2 protein-coding genes are annotated in these 510 nt (G+C 64.9%); both read left to right on the forward strand.

What is annotated here, in order from left to right; genetic code table 11:
- The first annotated feature begins 11 nt into the window (after window positions 1–11).
- A complete protein-coding gene (locus tag JNK74_30440) occupies window positions 12–278 on the forward strand; it encodes a hypothetical protein (GenBank protein MBL7650487.1) in 267 nt (88 codons plus the stop codon).
- Between the two features lie 5 nt (window positions 279–283).
- Window positions 284–510, forward strand: a 227-nt coding sequence (locus tag JNK74_30445) for a hypothetical protein (GenBank protein ID MBL7650488.1), incomplete at its 3' end; no start/stop codon positions are given.

The following is a 510-nucleotide window of genomic DNA, read 5'->3' on the forward strand; positions in this document are numbered from 1 at the left end:
GGAGTGCGCCGGTGACCGCGCTCGCGCTGTTCGCCAGCACTTTCGCGCTCGTGTTCGCGCTCGGGCTGCAGTCGCTGAACGTCAACGGCGGCCACTACGGCGCCGCGTTTGTCACCAGTTTCGCGATCGGCGGGGCCAACCTGCTGCTCTACAAGATGGCGCCCGATGCCAGCGGCATCGAGATCGCCGCCTACCTGGCCGGCGGCCCGCTCGGCATCGTCTGTTCGATGCGCGCGCACCGTGCGATGGTGCGCATCATTTACCCACCCAAGGAGTAATGGATATGGCAAAAGCATTTTCCGTACTGCTGCAAGACCTGCGCGACGGCCGCACTCACGACGATATGACGCAGAAGTTCGCCGAACTCGTCAAGGAGGTGGAAGCGACGGGCCGTGCCGGCTCGCTCACGCTCACCATCAAGGTCGCGCCCGCATCTCGCGCCCAGCCGATCGACAAGATCATCGTCTCGCCAACGGTCAAACTCACGCCGCCCAAACCGGAGGCCGGTGA

Source organism: Candidatus Hydrogenedentota bacterium, assembly GCA_016791475.1.
Taxonomy (GTDB): domain Bacteria; phylum Hydrogenedentota; class Hydrogenedentia; order Hydrogenedentales; family JAEUWI01; genus JAEUWI01.